Origin of the sequence: Verminephrobacter aporrectodeae subsp. tuberculatae At4, assembly GCF_000193225.1 — a bacterium.
GTDB classification, from domain to species: Bacteria; Pseudomonadota; Gammaproteobacteria; order Burkholderiales; family Burkholderiaceae_C; genus Acidovorax; species Acidovorax aporrectodeae.
In genome coordinates this window covers 1-16,934 of the sequence record NZ_AFAL01000375.1, presented here as the reverse complement: position 1 = coordinate 16,934, position 16,934 = coordinate 1, and the positions used below count along the sequence as shown (strand labels likewise).

12 protein-coding genes and 1 pseudogene are annotated in these 16,934 nt (G+C 67.1%); 3 read left to right on the top strand and 10 right to left on the bottom strand.

Features of this window, described 5'->3' with window-relative positions:
* The coding region (locus tag VTU_RS0109400) for a SwmB domain-containing protein (protein WP_236610693.1) at window positions 1-4,977 on the bottom strand (4,977 nt) is incomplete at its 3' end.
* Window positions 4,978-5,833: 856 nt separating this feature from the next.
* On the opposite strand from VTU_RS0109400, the gene VTU_RS33555 reads away from it, so the two are divergent.
* Window positions 5,834-6,046, top strand: a complete 213-nt coding sequence (locus VTU_RS33555; protein WP_169315381.1) for a hypothetical protein — start codon at window positions 5,834-5,836, stop codon at window positions 6,044-6,046.
* Between the two features lie 172 nt (window positions 6,047-6,218).
* Here VTU_RS33555 and VTU_RS35540 read toward each other — a convergent pair.
* Window positions 6,219-6,377 (bottom strand): annotated as a pseudogene (locus tag VTU_RS35540) (AbrB/MazE/SpoVT family DNA-binding domain-containing protein); the annotation flags it as partial.
* Window positions 6,378-6,460: 83 nt separating this feature from the next.
* On the opposite strand from VTU_RS35540, the gene VTU_RS0109390 reads away from it, so the two are divergent.
* Both VTU_RS0109390 and clsB read left to right on the top strand, forming a co-directional pair.
* A complete protein-coding gene (locus tag VTU_RS0109390) occupies window positions 6,461-7,198 on the top strand; it encodes an endonuclease/exonuclease/phosphatase family protein (protein ID WP_010103571.1) in 738 nt (245 codons plus the stop codon).
* Window positions 7,199-7,202: 4 nt separating this feature from the next.
* Window positions 7,203-8,435 carry a cardiolipin synthase ClsB gene (gene clsB / locus VTU_RS0109385; protein WP_010103569.1) on the top strand — a complete coding sequence of 411 codons (1,233 nt, stop codon included), beginning with the start codon at window positions 7,203-7,205 and terminating at the stop codon, window positions 8,433-8,435.
* A gap of 30 nt (window positions 8,436-8,465) precedes the next feature.
* On the opposite strand, the gene VTU_RS0109380 is transcribed toward clsB, so the two are convergent.
* From VTU_RS0109380 to VTU_RS26675, 8 genes are all read right to left on the bottom strand, one after another.
* The gene (locus VTU_RS0109380) at window positions 8,466-8,870 is read right to left on the bottom strand and encodes a thioredoxin family protein (RefSeq protein WP_010103568.1); all 405 of its coding nucleotides are present in this window, start codon (window positions 8,868-8,870) and stop codon (window positions 8,466-8,468) included.
* 121 nt (window positions 8,871-8,991) lie between these two features.
* Complete coding sequence (locus VTU_RS0109375) at window positions 8,992-9,705, bottom strand: IclR family transcriptional regulator (protein WP_010103566.1); 714 nt, start codon at window positions 9,703-9,705, stop codon at window positions 8,992-8,994.
* Window positions 9,706-9,845: 140 nt separating this feature from the next.
* The gene (gene dapA, locus VTU_RS0109370) at window positions 9,846-10,766 is read right to left on the bottom strand and encodes a 4-hydroxy-tetrahydrodipicolinate synthase (RefSeq protein WP_010103565.1); all 921 of its coding nucleotides are present in this window, start codon (window positions 10,764-10,766) and stop codon (window positions 9,846-9,848) included.
* A 40-nt stretch (window positions 10,767-10,806) separates the two neighbouring features.
* The gene (locus tag VTU_RS0109365; RefSeq protein ID WP_010103563.1) at window positions 10,807-12,570 is read right to left on the bottom strand and encodes an ABC transporter permease subunit; all 1,764 of its coding nucleotides are present in this window, start codon (window positions 12,568-12,570) and stop codon (window positions 10,807-10,809) included.
* 3 nt (window positions 12,571-12,573) lie between these two features.
* The gene (locus tag VTU_RS0109360) at window positions 12,574-13,668 is read right to left on the bottom strand and encodes an ABC transporter ATP-binding protein (protein ID WP_010103557.1); all 1,095 of its coding nucleotides are present in this window, start codon (window positions 13,666-13,668) and stop codon (window positions 12,574-12,576) included.
* Window positions 13,665-14,750 carry an ABC transporter substrate-binding protein gene (locus VTU_RS0109355; RefSeq protein ID WP_029554246.1) on the bottom strand — a complete coding sequence of 362 codons (1,086 nt, stop codon included), beginning with the start codon at window positions 14,748-14,750 and terminating at the stop codon, window positions 13,665-13,667. Before VTU_RS0109355 ends, VTU_RS0109360 begins: the two co-directional genes overlap by 4 nt.
* Window positions 14,743-16,197: an FAD-binding oxidoreductase gene (locus VTU_RS0109350; RefSeq protein WP_010103553.1), complete on the bottom strand. Its 1,455-nt coding sequence runs from the start codon at window positions 16,195-16,197 to the stop codon at window positions 14,743-14,745. Before VTU_RS0109350 ends, VTU_RS0109355 begins: the two co-directional genes overlap by 8 nt.
* A 547-nt stretch (window positions 16,198-16,744) precedes the next feature.
* A partial coding sequence (locus VTU_RS26675) for an HRDC domain-containing protein (protein ID WP_010103551.1) occupies window positions 16,745-16,934 on the bottom strand: 190 nt, incomplete at its 5' end.

Sequence of the window (16,934 nt, the reverse complement as noted above, 5' to 3'; positions counted from 1 at the left end):
GATCACCAGTTGGTTGCTGCGGACCGTGGCGCTGCTGAACACCGGGGGCGTGGTGTCTGCTGCTGCTTCTGGCGTGTCGTTCGTCACAGCCCAGTGGCTGAAGTTCACCGCGTCGTTGCCGGCGGCGTCCTGCACCACGTTGCTGATTCCGGGCTTGACGTAGCTGACGCTTACCGTCTCACCACGGACCACGGTGCGGCTGAGCGTCAGCGTGACGGTCCTGTCCGCCCCGTTCACCATGGCGCCGGTGACGGTCATGGCCCTGCCTGCGGCGCTGCGGACCGTAAAGCCTGCGTTGCCCGCGAGCGCGGCCCCGTCCAGGCTGCTGGCTTCGATGTACGTGAGCACCAGCTGGTCGCCGTTGACCGTGGCGCTGTTCAGCACCGGGGGCGTAGTGTCCGTTGGCGTGGGGGGGGTGTTCGTTACCTCCAGGTTGCGGAAGTTTGCTGCGTCGTTGCCGGCCGCGTCCTGCACCACGGCGCCGGTCGCGGGTTTGGTGTAGCTGACGAGCACCGTCTCCGCACTGGCCACGGCGCGGCTCAGTATCAGCGTCACGGTCTTGGCCATGGCGTTCACCACGGCGCGGCTCACGGTGATGGCCGTTGTGCCAGCGGCGGTGTTCACCGTATGGCCGGCGTTGCCCGCCAGGGCTGCCGCGTCCAGGCTGTTGGCTTCCATGTACGTGAGCACCAGTTGGTCGCCGTTGATCGCGGCGCCGCTGAACACCGGGGGCGTGGTGTCTGCTGCTGCCTCTGGCGTGTTGTTCGTCACAGCCCAGTTGCTGAAGTTCACCGCGTCGTTGCCGGCGGCGTCCTGCACCACGTTGCCGGCTCCGGGCTTGACGTAGCTGGCGCTTACCGTCTCACCACGGACCACGGTGCGGCTGAGCATCAGCGTGACGCTCTTGTCCACCCTGTTCACCACGGCGCCGGTGACGGTCATGGCCCTGCCTGCGGCGCTGTGGACCGTAAAGCCTGCGTTGCCCACGAGCGCGGCCCCGTCCAGGCCGGTGGCTTCGACATACGTGAGCACCAGCTGGTTGCCGTTGACCACGGCGCTGCTCAGCACCGGGGGCGTAGTGTCCGCTGGCGCGGGGGGGATGTTCGTCACCTCCAGGTTGCTGAAGTTTGCTGCGTCGTTGCCGGTAGCGTCCTGCACCACGGCGCCGGTCGCGGGTTTGGTGTAGCTGACGTTGACCGTCTCAGTCGGGGTCACGGCGCGGCTCAGTGTGAGCGTGACGGTCTTGTTCGTCGCATGCACCACGGCGCTGCTCACGGAATAGATCCAATTCAGGCCCGTGTTCGTGGTGCTGCGCACCACATAGCCTGCGTTGCCCGCGAGTGCGGCCGCGTCCAGGGTGTTGGTTTCGGTGTAGCTGATCACCAGTTGGTTGCCGGTGACCGCGGCGCTGCTGAACACCGGGGCCGTGGTGTCTGGCGGCCGGGTGTCCACGGTGTAGTTCTCGCTGATGGCGGCGTCGGTACCGGAGCGGCCGGCCATGTTGGCGACGCCGGTCAGGTTGACGCGGATGGTGTTGCTCGCGGCGTTGACGTTGGTATTCGGTGTGAAGGTGGCGGTCCAGGTTTTGCTGTCGGTTCCGGGTGTGTATGTGGGTGCGCTCAATGTGCCGTTGGCCTGCGTCAGATCGATGTCATCGATCGTGAAGCCGAGGACCGGTTGGTTGAAGGTGAAGGTAACGGTCGCCGTTTCGCCCGTGGTGAACGCGGTGTCGGTCAGCGTGATCGTGGCGGCAGGCAGCGCGGTGCTCACGATGAAGTTGCCGCTGGTGGCGCTGCCGGTTGCGGCCGTGCCTGCGGCGTCGCTCACGCCCGCGAGGTTCACGCGGATGGTGTTGGTCTCGTCGATGACGCCCGCCGTGGGCGTGAAGGTGGCCGTCCAGGTTCTGCCGTCGGCGCTGCGTGTGAGGTCGCTGAGCGTGCCGTTGGCCCGGGTCCCGTCCACGTCGTCGAGCGTGAAGTTGTTGACGGGTTTGTTGAAGGCGATGATGAGGCTCGCCTTTTCTCCCGTCATCAGGCGACCATCGGTCAGCGTGACGCCGGCGCTCAGGTCGGACGTCTGGTTCGTGCTGCCGGGCCGGGTGTCGATGCTGTAGTTGCCGCTGAGGATGTTGGCGCTCAGCCTGTTGCCCGCGAAGTCCGCCACGCCGTCCAATTTGACGATGATTTTGTTGCCGGTCGTGTGGACGTTCGCTGTGGGCGTGAAGGTGGCGGTCCAGGTCCTGTCACCTGCGAGGGCGGTCAGCGGACCCAGCGTGCCGTTGGCCTGTGTCAGGTCGAGGTCGTCGGCGTCAAAGCCGGTGACGGGCTCGTTGAAGCTGAAGATGACGGTGGTGGTTTCGCCCGCGGTCAGGGCGTCGTCGCCCAGCGTGATGATGACGCTGGGCGCCATGGCGTCGATGTCGTAGGTCACCGTGGAGACGGCCTGGCCCACACCGGCGTTGCCTTCGGGGGTGCTCACGCCGGCGAGGTTGACGCGGATCTGGTTGCCCGTTGAGTTGTACTTGTCGATGTTCGAGGGGAAGTGCGCATAGATGTCCCGCTCGGTCGGAGCCGTCAGCGTGACCGTCCAGGTGGTGCCGCCGTCGCTACTGTGCAGGCTGGACAGCTTCGCGTAACCGCCCACGCTCAGGTCGGAGGTGCTGAAGCTGTCGGCCGCGATGGCTTCGGCGAAGCGGATGGTGACGGTGGTGCTCGCGCCAATGCTCAGATTGTCGTTATCGATCGTGATCGGGTTGGTCGCTGCGAGCGTGGGGAGCCGGGAGCCTGCCTCGTCGGCCGCGCTGGCTTCGGCGAAACGGATGGTGGCGGTGGTGCGCGCGCCAAGGCTCGGATCGTCGTCGTCGATCGTGGTCGGGTTGCTCGCTGCGAGCGTGGGGAGCCGGGGGCCTCCCTCTGCTGGCGGGCTGTTGTTCGTCACCGCCTGCTCGCTGAAGCTCACTGCGTCGTTGCCCGCAGCGTCCTGCACCACGGCGCCGGATTCGGGTTTGGTGTAGCTGACTTTCACGGTCTCAGCCGGGGTCACGGCGCGGCTTAGCGTGAGCGTGACGGTCTTGGCCAGCGTGTCTGCGACGGCACTGCTGACCGTGATGGCCGTGCCCGTGGTGCTGCTCACCGCATAGCCTGCGTTGCCTGCGAGCGCGGCTGCGTCCAGGCGGCCGGCTTCGGCGTAGCTGAGCACCAACTGGTTGCCGTTGACCATGGCGCCGCCCAGCACCGGGGCCTCGGTATCCGGGGACCAGGTGTCCACGGTGTAGTTGGCGCTGGAGACGCTGCCTGCGCCCGTGAGGCCCGCGCCATTGCTCACGCCGCTCAGGTTCACGCGGATGGTGTTGCTCGCGTCCTGGGTGCTGGCCGTGGGCGTGAAGGTGGCGCTCCAGGTCTTGCCGTCTGCGCCGACGGCCAGATCGCTCAGCGTGCCGCTCGCGTTCGTGAGCACGACGGCGTTGGCGTCAAAGCCGGTGACGGCCTCGTTGAAGCGGAAGGTGACGGTGGTGCTCTCGCCGACCCTGAGCTCGGTGTTCGCCAGCGTGATGCGCAGGCTGGGGCGCCCGACGATGGTGTCGAGGTCGTAGCTGACGCCGGTGGCAACCACCCCCTCGCCCGCGTTGCCCGCCCGGTCGTTCACGCCGCGCATGATCACGCGAAAGGTGTTGTTCGACGAGGTGACGCCGGGACTCGGCGCGCTCAGGGTCGCGGTCCAGACGCTGCCGTCGCCAGTGGACGTGAAGTACGACAGCACGCCATCGCGCAGGCCATTGACCAACATCACGTCGTTCAGGCCAAAGTCGGTCACCGGTTCGGAGAAGGTGAAGCTCACCAGCGCGGTTTCGCCGCGCTTGAGAATGGTGTCGGTCTCGCCCGCGCCGTAGCTGATGCGCGTGCCGAGCAGCGTGGGCCGGGTGGTGTCTACGCTGTAGTGCAGGCCCGTGGCCATGGTGCCCCGGCCCGTGGCGCTGCCATCGCGGGTGCTGACGCCCGCGAGGTTCACGCTGATCGGGTTGTTCGTCGATGAGGCGCCGGGCGCCTCGATCGCCACCTCCCAGGTGTCGCTGCTGCCGTCGGTCCCGGGCTGCCAGGCGGCGGACACTTGGCCCACGCTGCCGCTGCCGGGGGCCAGGACTACGTCGGAGGCGTCAAAGCCCTTCACGGGCTCGCTGAATTTGATGGTGACGTAGGCGGTCTGGCCTATGCCGAGCCGGTCGTCGTCGATGGTGTGGCCGGTCACGGACAACCTGGGCCGCAAGGAGTCTGTTGGCGTGTTGTTGACTACCGCCTGGTTGCTGAAGCTCGCTGCGTCATTGCCGACGGCGTTCTGTATCGCCTTGCTGTCGTTGCCGCTTGTGGGATCGGTGTAGCTGACGGACACGAGCTCACCGTTTCTCACGGCACGCGCCAAGAACAGCGTCACGGTTTTGGCCGTGGCATCCACGTGCACGCTGCTGACGGCGATGGTCGAACCACTCGCGCCATGCACCGTAAAAGCATCGACGCCCGCCTTGTTGGTCGCGTCCAGGCTGCCGGCATCGGTATAGCTGAGTACCAGTTGGAACCTATCGACCGTGGCGCCAGCCAGTGTGGGCCGCTGGGTGTTGACGGTGTATTCGATGCGAAAGTCAGCGGCGGCTACGGTCTTACGGAGCCCGTCCGTCACGCCGTCGAGGCTCTTCAGGCGGAGGATCTGGCGGGTCTGCGCAGTGTCGGCAGGCGGGGTCAGTGTGAACGCCCAGGCACGGTTCATATTCAGTGACCACGGGCCGGAGAGCTGCGTCCCGGCGGGCACCTCCAGGACCCCTATGGGGACGATACGCACCGCGCCAAACCACCCTGGGCGGCTGCCCTGCACATATCGATCGAAGTAGAGGGTGACGGTGGTGGTTTCGTCGGCTGTGAGGGTGCTGTCTGCAATAGTGATGTCGACTAGCTTGTTTGGGTTTTGATCGTAATACCAGTGAGTCATGGCGTGCCTTTGTATGGGGATGGACGGGGGTTCGGGCTTCTGTGCCTTGTGCACAGGTCCCTTGGTTTGCGTTGGCTCAGGCGGGGGCGATGCGGCGCGCGCGCCAGGTGCCCGGGCGTCTCGCCGCTGGCCCCGGTGCGGCGCGGCACCAGGGCGGCGGCCCTGCCCGGGGGCGCGAGGCCTTGGTCCTTGGTCTTGGCGTGCGCGCTTGCGCAGCACTCGGGGGCTGCCGGCGCCTGCGGTGCAGGATGCTGCTGCTGGCGCTCAGGCCCTCACCGGCTCGGTACATCTTCTGGCCCCGGCGTGCTTGGGCGCCAGGGGGGCGGCCCCTCCCGCGCCGGCCGCTGATCCTGAACTGCGCCGTTGCGCGTTGGAGCGCTGACGGCGATTGCGTTGAACCCCTCACCAACGCCAGAGGGTGGGACGATGCGGCTGGCGCTGTCCCCCTCGGCGGTCCGGCGCTCAGGGCAGCGCCTGCTTCGCTGCGTCGGGAGCAATGCCTGTGCAAGAAGGTAGGGGTCTGTCGGCACAACAATTAATGACGCTTTAAACCGCCAGAAGTGTAACTTGTGTTTCTCCTGAACGTTCCAATAGTTGTTTAATTTTTATGCGTTTACCCGTTGTGCTTCTTGCCGACGTGCTACCCGGGACATGCCCGGTGGGTCCGATGCCGCAGACCACCGCGCGCGCTGCGGATGGATTGCGCCGGGCGGTCTGCTGTGCTGCGGGCCGAGGCGGGGGCTGCTTGTGGGCAGTCAGGCGATGCGTCGGTTGCATGGGGCTCCCCCGGTTCTTCGACGGGGCCCATGCGGCCTGAGTTTTATCTTGTTCTTATGCAGATTCAACCATTGCAAACGTGACCGATTTGCGCATGATCTGCCCGCCCAATGGGATGTTTTTCTGGCATTTTTATTTCCTCATGGCTATCGCCCCGGTAGGCGAGCGGCGTGTGCAACGGCGGGGCCTCGACGGGCAGCAGGCGGCGGGACGCCAGTTCCGATTGCACCAGCGTGCGGCGCACCAGGGAGAATCCCCGGCCGGCGCAGGCCGCTTCGATGGCGGCGTTTGAATCGACAAAGCGTCGGCAAACACGCGGCGTGGCACGCGCGACCCTCCTGCAGCACCCATACCCATTCGCAAAGGGTTTGCAGACTGACGGCGACCATATCGGCCGTTTCGAGTAAATCGATGGCTCGTGTCGTTTGCGCCGCAGCATCGGTAACAAGGGCACGCAGCAGAACATTCGTATACGACCCCTTGGGCTGCGCCGCCCTCCGTTCCGCCCGGCCACCGGGCAGCAAATGCAGTTCGATCTTTTCACCCGGGTGGACCCCGAGGTGTTGCAACACCTCTTTGCGAAACGTCACTTGGCCCCGCGTGGTGACGGTCAATGTGTTCATGGACAGGCCTCCATGGTTGCTGATGAGCCAACCAACGCGCAGTGTCTGCAGGAACGTGGCGCGGCTTGCGACACAATCGGCGCATGGAACAAGACGGCGTTTTGCGGGTCGCGACCTACAACATCCACAAGGGGGTGCAGGGCATCGGCCCGGTGCGCCGGCTGGAGATCCACAACCTGGGTTTGGCGGTCGAGCAGCTCGACGCCGACATCGTCTGCCTGCAGGAGGTGCGCAAGCTCCACCGGCGCGAGGCGCGCTACTTCCGGCACTGGCCGCAGCTGCCGCAGGCCGAGTTCCTCGCGCCGCAGGGCTACGAGGCCGTGTACCGCACCAACGCCGTGACCCGGCATGGCGAGCACGGCAACGCCCTGCTGTCGCGCTGGCCGGTTCTCGGGCACCAGCATGAGGACATGTCGGACCACCGTTTCGAGCAGCGCGGCCTGCTGCACGTGCAGCTCGACGCCCACGGCCACCGGCTGCACGTGATCGTGCTGCACCTGGGGCTGGTCCCGGCGAGCCGCATGCGCCAGATCGAGCGCTTGCAGGGCTTTATCGAGCGCGAGGTGCCGCCCACCGCGCCCCTGGTGGTGGCCGGGGATTTCAACGACTGGGGGCGGCAGATCCGGCGCATGCTGGCCGGCTTTGCGCTCTTCGAGTGCGACGCCCCGCAGGCCTTCACCTACCCGGCGCGGCTACCGCTGGCCCGACTGGACCATGTGTACGCGCGCGGGCTCACGCCGTTGTCGCTGCACGTGCCCTGCGGCCGCGTCTGGTGGCGCATGTCCGACCACCTGCCCTTGATCGCTGAATTCCGGTTCTGACGCCGTGAAGAAAACGTCCCCCCTGCTGGCGCGCGCAAATGGCTTCACTGACGGGCACCGGGTGCATCTGCTGCAAGGGGCCGAGGAGCTTTTCCCCGCCCTGATCGAGGCCATGGACGGCGCGCGCTCGGAGATCCAGTTTGAAACCTATATCTTCGACTGCACCGGCTCGGGCGCGACCGTGGCCGAGGCGCTGATACGCGCCGCCGCGCGCGGCGTGTGCACCCGGCTCGTCGTCGACGGCGTGGGCACCGGTGCCCTGCAGCCCGCCTGGATCGCCCGCCTGCGCGCCGCCGGGGTGCAGTACTGCGTGTATTCCCCGCTTGGTCCCCTGGGTCTGCTGCTGCCGCACCAGTGGCGGCGGCTGCACCGCAAGCTCTGCGTGGTCGATCGCCGCCTGCTGTTTTGCGGCGGAATCAATGTGCTCGATGATTTCCACGACCCGAACCATGGCCCGCTCGACGCGCCGCGCCTGGACTTTGCGGTGCAGGCCAGCGGCAGCCTGGTGGCTCTGGCCAGCGACGCCATGGAGCAGCTGTGGTGGCGCATGCAGATCCTGCGCTCCGCGCGCCGGCACCATCTGCCGCAGGCCTTGCAGGCGCTGCGCGCCGTGGGCGCCCGGCATGCGGTGGCCGCAGCGGGGACGTCCATGCGGCTCGCGCTGGTGCTGCGTGACAATGTGCGCCACCGCAGCCGCATCGAGCAGGCCTACCGCCGCGCGATCGGCGCCGCGCAGCGCGAAATCATCATTGCCAGCGCCTACTTCCTGCCCGGCGGCAAACTGCGCCAGGCCCTGGTGATGGCCGCGCGCAGGGGGGTGCGCGTGCGCCTGCTGCTGCAGGGGCGGTATGAATATTTCATGCAATACCACGCGACCCGGCCCGTGTACGGCGCGCTGCTCGACGCGGGGGTGGAGATCCACGAGTACGCACCAAGCTTTCTGCACGCCAAGGTGGCCGTGATCGACGCGCTCGGCGAGCGCCCCTGGGCCACCGTGGGTTCGTCCAACCTCGACCCCCTGAGCCTGCTGCTGGCGCGCGAAGCCAACGTGGTGGTGCAGGACGTGGCCTTTGCCAGGGAACTGCGCGAGCGCCTGGTGCATGCCATGCAGCACGCGGGCCGGCGCATGGACCCGGCGCGCTACGCCGGCCGTCCCCTGCGCCAGCGCGTGCTCGACCGCATCGCCTTCGGCCTCATGCGCCTTGCCCTGTGGGTCGCGGGAAGGCGCTACTTTTGATGGATTGGCCGCGGGCAAGCCCGCAGCCGTTCAGGAGGTGGACGGCGTGCGCGCTGCGCGCACACGCTGGAACAGGTCCTGCGCCTGCGCGTGCGCAGCGTCCTGCGCGCCGGATTGCAGGCTGCTGAGCAGCCGCGCCAGCACCGGCGCTTGCGGCGTCAGGGGGCCGAGAAAAAGGGCGTTCGTCCCCTGGCCGATGAGCAGCGTGGGAAAGGTCTGCGGGTCCAGGTCGCCGATGAGCTCGGCCTCGTCCTCGATGTCCACCCATTCAAAGCGCACGCCGGGATGCGCGCGCGCCAGCGCGTCAAACAAGGGGCGGTAGCTGCGGCAGCTGCTGCACCAGTCCGGGCACAGGCAGATGACCCACCACAGGCCGCCGCCGGCCTGCGTGCAGGGGGCGGACAAGGTGTCGGGCAACAGGGCAGGGCTTTCCATCGGCGCAACTTCCGGGGCAGGCTGGGGGAGCGGGCAATCGTACAGCAGCCCCTGCGCGCCGCGCGGGCCCAGCCAGGCCCAACCGGCTGCTGCGCCACGCCGCTGCGCCTGGTGGCGCAGGTCATCTGGATTTCGAGATCGAGGTCGCAGCGAGTTGGACATGCGCCACCAGCTGGTCGCGCGCCTTCTCCACCGTCCAGCGCGTGGTCGGGACCGACACATTGATGGCCCCCACCGGCAGGCCCTGTTCATCGGTGATCGCGACCGCTACCGCGATATCGCCGACCATGGTCTGGTTCATCGTCAGCGCGTAGCCCCCGTGCGCCGCCTCCTCGATGCGGGCGAGAAGCGCTTGCGGGTCGGTTTCGGTGTGCGCCGTGGCGGCTTGCAGCGGCGTGGCGGCAATCACGGCACGCCGCTGCGCGTCGCCGAGTCTCGACAGGATGGCCCGGCCCGACGCGGTAAAGACCGCAGGCAGCCGGTGGCCCACGGCGAAATCGACGTTCATCAGATGCTGCCCCGGAAAGCGCGCGAGGAAGACCACCTCATGCCCGTCGAGCTCGTGCAGGTTGACCGTTTCACCGAGGCTGCGGCTGATGTCCAGCAGATAGGGCGAGGCCCGCTCGATCAGGTCGTGCGAGCGCAAATAGTGATAGGACAGGCGCAAGACCTTGGAGCTCAGGCCATACAGCAGGGAGTCCGGGATGCGCCGCAGGTAGCCGAGCTTCTCCAGCGTGTAGACCAGCCGCTGCGTGGCGCTGCGGTCGAGTTCGGCGGTGCGCGCTATCTCGGCCATCGACATATGGCGGTGCGGGCCGTGGAAGGCCTCGAGCACCTGAAAGGCCTTTTCGGTAGAGCCTACGAACAGGGAGGAGCGTTCCTTGGGGTCGGACGGGGCGGGGTGTGGTTTTTTTGCGGATGACTTTGTTGTGGCCACGGTGTTCCTTGGATGCGCGCGCGCAGGGAGCGGCGAAATTATCCATGCGCCAAGTCCGGCTCCCAAGCCGCTTCCACCTCCAGGCAGCGCAGCAGTTCGCTGCGCAGCTGCGCCTGGAGTTGCGCCGCCGGGGCCACCAGGGGGGCCAGCACCCGCGGCGCGGTGACTCCGATCAGGTCCAGCACCGACTTCAGCGGGCCCGGGTTGGTTTCGGCAAAAACCAGGTTCAACAAGGGAATCAGGCGCCGGTGCAGTTCCACGGCCTGGGTGATCCGGCCCGCGGCCGCGAGCGCGTAGATCGTGCGCCAGGTGCGCGGCAGCAGCGTTGCCGTGACGACGATGCCGCCGCTGGCGCCGGCCGCCATGTGCAGCGGCAGCAGCGAATCCTCGCCGCTGAGCAGCGCGAAGTGCTCCGACACGCCGGCGCTGAGTTGGAGGAAATGGTACATGTCGGTGTTGCAGGCCTTCATGCCGATGATCCGCTCATGGCGCGACAGTTCGTGCAGCACCTGCGGCGCGATCGCAATGCGCGTGCGGTAGGGGATCTCGTAGATCAGTATCGGCACCGGCGCGGCGTCGGCATAGCGCATGAAGTAATCGCGGATTCCGGCCTGGGTCGGGGTGGTGTAGTACGGGGTGAGCAGCATCAGCGCGTCGGCGCCGGCGTCGGCAAAGGCCTTGCCGGCCTGCAGCGCGTCGTGGAATCCCGGGTCGAGGACACCGGGAATCACCGGAATCCTGCCGCCCGCGGCCCGGGCGCACAGGCGGACCATCTTCACCCGCTCCTGGCGCGGCAGCGCGCCGTATTCCCCGGTGCCGCCGAGCGGCACCAAACCGTCGATGCCACGCTGCATCAGGTAGGCGATCAGGGCCTCGGTGGCCGGGGCGTTGACGCTGTCGTCGGCGTTCACCGGGGTCGGGATCGCGGGGAAGATGCCGCGCAGGCGGGATGCGTTCATGGAGCAGGATTCCTGAGGTGGGTAGAAGGGGCGCCATGCGCTACGCCGCGGGCAGGCTGCTGCGGCGCAGCCGATCGGCGATCCAGATCAGCGCTGCGATGAAGGCGAACAGGCAGGTCGAGACCGCAGCGATCACCGGCGAGATTTGCAGCGTGACCTGGTCCCAGAACTGCTTGGGCAGCGTGGCGTTCATGCCGCCGGAGGCGAACAGCGAGATCGTCAGCTCGTCGAACGAGGTGGCGAACGCGAACAGAAAGGAGGACATCAGCCCCGTGGCCAGGATCGGCAAGCTCACGTAGCGCAGCGTCTGCCAGGGCCGCGCGCCCAGGCTGTGCGCGGCCAGGTCGAGTCGCGTGTCGTAGTTGCGCAGGACGGCCATCATGGTCAGCACCACGTACGGGAGCGCAATCACCGTGTGGCCCAGCACCAGGGCCCAGGCGCTGCCGACCAGGCCGACCCGGGCAAAGAAATAAAACAGCCCGACTGCGATGACCATGCGCGGAACGATGATCGGAGACAGCACGAAGGCCAGCAGCAGCGACTTGCCGCGCATGCGGGCGCGCACCAGCACGAGGGCCGCGGGCGTGCCGACGAGCAGCGCCAGGCTGGCCGTTCCCAGGCCGACGATCAGCGAGCGCAGGCCGGCGCGCAGCCACAGCGGCGAGGCCAGCAGTTCCTGGTAGTGCTGCAACGAGAAGCCGCTGGGCGGCCAGTTCAACCCCGACGTGCCGGCCAGGGACAGCGGGAGCATGAGCAGCGCGGGAACGCTCAGAAACAGCAGCACCAGCAGCACAAGGGTGCGCAGGATTGGCGAGCGGCCCGGTTCAGGGTCATGCCCCTGCCTGGAAAACCGGGGGAAGAGCGCGATCAGCCGGTCGCTCGCGCGGCCCAGCGTGGCCAGGGCCGCGTCGCCTGCGCGGTGCAGCAGGCCGGCGCTGCCGGTGTTGTTGCGGCCCGGGTCCGCGCTGCCGCCGGCCATGCTCGAGAGCCCCAGCAGCCTGTCGTACAGCGCGAAAACCGCGAGCACGACGATGAGCATCAGCACCGAGATCGCGCCGGCAAAGCCCCAGTTCATGGTCTGCTGGATCTGCTCGATGATCAGCTGGGTGATCATGGTCTCCCTGCGTCCGCCGAGCAGCGCGGGCACGATGAAGAAGCCGATGGCGGTGACGAACACCATGATCGCGCCCGCCGCGACGCCGGGCATGGACAGCGGGAAGTACACGCGCCAGAACGCCGTGCCGGGCCTGGCGCCGAGCGTCAGCGCGGCACGGGGCAGGCTGCGGTCGATGTTCTCCATCACCGACAGCAGCGTCAGCACCGCCAGCGGCATGAGCGCGTGCACCATGCCCACCAGCACCGCACCGAGGCTGTACAGCAGGTTCGCGGGAGCGTCTTGCAGACCGCTGGCCGTGAGCAACTGGTTCACGACGCCGTTGCGGCCGAGCATCACGATCCAGGCGAAGGCCCGCACCAGAAAGCTGGTCCAGAAAGACAGCAGCACCCAGAACAGCCAGGCGGTCTTGCGCCGTCGGGGCAGCGCGGCGATCAGGTAGGCCACCGGGTAGCCCGCGACGACGCTCAGCACCGTGGTGCAGAACGCGATCTTCAGCGTGATCAGCATCACGTTGGCGTACACCGAAGAGGCAAACAGCTGCCGGTAATGCATCCACGTGAACGCGCCGCCGCTGTCAACGCTGAGCAGCAGCAACTGGCCGACCGGGTAGACCAGCAGCAGCAAAAGCAGCAATGCCAGAGGCGCTGCGGGCAGCAGCGGATGGGTCCAGGGGCGCTTCCTGCGCATGGCTTACTCGGGCACCGCGACGGCGTCGGCGGCGCTCCAGTGCAGGCTCACCGCTTGACCGGGCGCATGGCGCTGCGCAGGCCAGGCCGTGGGATAGGACACCACGACCGGCGCGTCGGCCGCTGTTTGCACGTAGACCTTGGTCAGGCTGCCGGTGATCATGCTGTCGAGCACCTGGCCGCGCAGGCTCGCGCCAGTCGCGGAAACCGTCGGCCCGACCGGGTCCTCTTGCAGGCACAGGTTCTGCGGCCGCACCATCACGCGCACCCTGCTGCCAACGCGCAGCGCGCTGCTGCACCCGGCCTCCACGCGCAGGCCGCCATGCGCCAACTCCACCCGGACCACGCTGCCCTGCACTTGCTCGACCTGGCCCGCAAACAGGTTGGACTCGCCCAGAAAGTCGGCGACGAACAGCGTGCGGGGTCGAAAGTACAGGTCGGACGGACTGCCCAGCTGCTCGATCTTGCCGCTGTTCATCAGGCAGATCCTGTCGGACATCGTCATCGCCTCTTCCTGGTCATGCGTGACGTAGACGATGGTCGTTCCGAGCTCGCGGTGGATGCGCTTGATCTCCCACTGCATCTGGTCGCGCAGCTTCTTGTCGAGCGCGCCCAGCGGCTCGTCCATGAGGATGATCGACGGGCGGTACACCAGGCAGCGCGCGAGCGCGATGCGCTGCTGCTGGCCGCCCGACAGCTCCCGGGGAAAGCGCTGCGCCAGCTGCGGCAGGCGCACCATCTCCAGGGCTTGCGCCGCCTGCCGGCGCGCGCTGGCCGCGGGCTGCTGGCGCATCTTCAGGGGAAAGCAGATGTTCTCCTCGACCGTCATGTGCGGAAACAGCGCGTAGTTCTGGAACACCATGCCGATGTCGCGTTCGTAGGGCGCGCTGTGGGTGACGTCGACGCCGTTGATGCGCAGCTGTCCACCGTCCGCCGCGCTCAGCCCGGCGATCAGGCTGAGCAAGGTGGTCTTGCCCGACCCCGAGGGGCCGAGCAGGCTCAGGAACTCGCCCTGCGCGACGGCCAGGTCGGTGGGCGCAAGCGCCAGGAACGCGCCGTAGCGCTTGCTCAGCCCGGTGATCGTGAGCTTGTCCGTCACCTCAGTATCCAGGCGTTGAAGCGCTCGGCCGCGGTGGCCTGGTGATCGAGCCAGTATTTGGCGCTGATCTGCACCCCGTTGCCGATGTTCTCGGCATGGCTGGGGCAGTTCCTGGCGACGTCGGCCGGGATGTGCTTGAAAGCCTCGGGCTGCGTCACGCCCGCCGGGAAATGCTCCGTCAGCGCGGCCATGCGCCTCGCGTCGGAGGCGAACCGGATGAACTCGCGGCAGGCTTGGGCGTTCGGCGTTCCCGCGAGGATGGCCCAGCTGTCCAGTCCCCACAGGTTCTGGTTCCAGACGATGGCCACCGGTGCGCCGGCGGCGATCGCGGCCTGCGGGCGCGAGACCCAGGTGGCGACCAGGTCCACCTCGCCGGACTTGAGCATCTGCTCGACCTGCGCGCCGGAATTCCACCAGACACCGATGTCGGACTTGATCTTGTCCAGGTGGGCCAGCGACCGGTCGATGTCCAGCGGGTACAGCTGCGCGGTCGGCACGCCTGCGGCCATCAGGGATTCTTCCAGCGTGTCGAACGGGTGCTTGCGCAGGGCCCGGCGGCCGGGAAAGTCCTTCAGGTTCCAGAAGTCCGCCCAGGTCTTGGGCGCATTGCGGCCCTTGAAGGCGTCGGTGCGGTAAGCCAGCACGGTGCTGTAGACGTTCGTTCCCACGCCGTAGGGCGACATGAAGTGCGCGGGAATGGTCTGGACCGCCGGGTCGCTTTCCAGCTGGTGCTTGTCCAGATACCGCTTGTCGCCCTGCGTGAGCAGCAAGATCGCGGGCTGGCTGATCTTGGCCATGTCCCAGGTGTAGTTCCTCGTGTCCACCATGCTGCGGATCTGGGCGATCGGCTCGGCGTTCGCCTGCGCGCCCATGCACTCGATGCCGGTCTTCTCGGTGAACGGCTTGTAGAACACGGCGTTGTACGCCTTGTTGTAGACGCCGCCATCGTCGCGGATGACGATGCGCTTGGACTGGGCACGCGCGTAGTGCAGCAGGGCCGGAGCGGCGAGCGCCGCCACGCCGGTTGCCGCCCGCCGGAGTGCGCTCCGGCGTGAAGGACGGGTGCAGGCATGGTCATTCATCTGAAGAAACTCCCTTGGGTCGGTGCGGGGTGGCCGGCAGCAGCCGCCCCGGGTTGAAAAGCTGGTGCGGGTCGAGCAGACCCTTGATGCCGCGCATCATGTCGATTTCGACCGCGGGCTTGAACAGCGCCATCTCTTGCGTGAGCAACTGGCCAATGCCGTGCTCGGCGCTGAAGCTGCCGCCCAGCGCATGCGCCACTTCGTGGATCGCATGCTGGACGGCATGGGCCGTGGCCGGCCCGTGCGCCAGGGCATTCCATTGCCCGAAGCTGAGCAGCGGGATGAAGTGGACATTGCCGTCGCCCAGGTGCGCGACGATGGCGATGGGCAGTCCGGGAAGGGTCCGGTGCACGGCCCGGGTCGCGCGCGCAATGAATTCGGGCACCGCAGACACCGGGACCGCGCAGTCGGTGGTCCAGCCAATGCCGGCCTTCTTGTTCGCCTCCGAGACGCTGTGGCGCATGGCCCAGAGCGCCGCACGCTGCGCGCCGCTCGTTGCCAGGCTCGCGTCCAGCACCAGGTCCTGCGCCAGGCCCTGGAGCAGCACTTCCTCCAGCGCTGCGGTCAACGCTGGTTCTGCGCGCGTGTCCGCCAGCTCGACCAGCAGATGCCAGTCGTACGCGGCGGGCAGCGGTGGGCGCCGGCCGGGCACGTGCTCGAGCACGTTGCGCAGTTGCAGCCCGTTCATCATTTCGAACGCCGCCAGGCTGGCGCCGTAGCGCGTTTGGCAAAGATCGAGCATTTGCAGCGCGGCGCGGGGACTGGCCACGGCCAGCCATGCCACGGCCTGCGCAGTCGGCAACGGATGCAGCTTCAGGCTGGCTGCGGTGATGACACCCAGCGTGCCCTCGGAGCCTATGAACAGGTGCTTGAGGTCCAGCCCGGTATTGTTCTTGCGCAGCCGGTACAGGCCATTCCAGATTTGTCCGTCGGGCAAGACCACTTCCAGCCCCAGAACGTTCTCGCGCGTAGTGCCGTAGCGCAGAACGCCCGTGCCGCCCGCGTTGGTGGCGATGGTGCCGCCGATCTGGCAGGAGCCTTCGGCCCCCAGGCTCACAGGGTACAGGCGCTGCCGTTCGCGGGCCGCCTGCTGAACGCTGGCCAGTACGCAGCCCGCGTCCACCTCCATCGAGTTGTTCGCAGCGTCGATGGAGCGCACGCTGCGCATGCGTGCCAGGTTGAGCAGCATGGGCGCTGCGCCGTCCGGCCATGGCACGGCGCCGCCGCACAGGCTGGTGTTGCCGCCTTGCGCCAGCACCGGAACCCGCAGCTGCCCGGCGATGCGCACGGCTGCGGCGACCTGCCGGGTCGAGGACGGCAGCACCACGCAGGCCGCCGGCCCACGGTAGCGGCCGCGCCAGTCCTGCACATGGCCGGCGACGTCGGCTTGCGCAATGAGAACAGCGTCTGCGCCAAGCGCGGCCTGGAGTTGCGCGACCAAGGACATGGAACCATCCGCTTTCGTGAACGATGGGCGGATTGTGTGTCGATCGTCATGAAATTGCAATGGTTCTAAATACAATCTTCATTGATCGAAGTGCAATTGATATTGCGCCGCTGCCTGCAAGGGTTTGCCGGGGCCGGGCATGCGTGTTCTGCCTCGCGTCTAGCGGCATGAAGCGACTGCGTGGGCAAGGAATTTGCTGACTTGTGGGCGGTAGTTCATGTTGTCACTTAACAAGATGAACTGCTTGCAATGGCACTAAATTCCATATAAATCAATTAGTTAACCATGTTTTCTAAGATAAGACATCACACATTCATGCGTCCAGCCCCAGCAGGTCGTGGCCATCTGGTGACATGAAGCGACTGCATGGGCCAGGAATTTTCCGACTTGCGGGCGGAAGTTCATGTTGTAGATTAACAAGATGAATTGCTCGCAAGGGCAATAAATTTCATATGAATCAACAAGTTAAGCCATGTTTCTCATGCAAGAGATCACGCGCTGGACCCCAGTCCCGGTCGCACCATTGCGTGCTCGCCTGAATGCCGGGCTAGCGGCGGCAGACCTTGAGCACGTCGTCCCCGTAGGCTTGCAGCTTCTTTGCCCCCATGCCGTTGATTCCCTGCAGGTCTTCCAGCGTGCCGGGGTTGCGCTCGGCAATCGCGGCCAGCGTGGCGTCGTGGAAGATCACGTAGGCCGGCAGATTGTGTTCACGCGCGACCTCGGCGCGCCAGGCCTTG